The following is a 238-nucleotide window of genomic DNA, read 5'->3' on the forward strand; positions in this document are numbered from 1 at the left end:
TTAGCGAGTTGATGGGATGTGGCGAAAGGCTTGTAGCACCCGTCAAAGTTACAAGATCACAGGCAAAGGGTCTGTCCCCTGTGTGGATGCGTTGACAAAGGGCTTCTCCCCTGTGTGGATGCGCTTATGTATGATGAAACTGCCAGATGTGGTAAACGCTTTGTCGCACCCCTCCTGATCACAGACATAGGGCCTGTTCCCTGTGTGAGTGCGCTTGTGGGCGGTGAGATTGCTGGAT

Origin of the sequence: Parendozoicomonas verongulae, from assembly GCF_009711465.1 — a bacterium.
Lineage (GTDB): Bacteria > Pseudomonadota > Gammaproteobacteria > Pseudomonadales > Endozoicomonadaceae > Sansalvadorimonas > Sansalvadorimonas verongulae.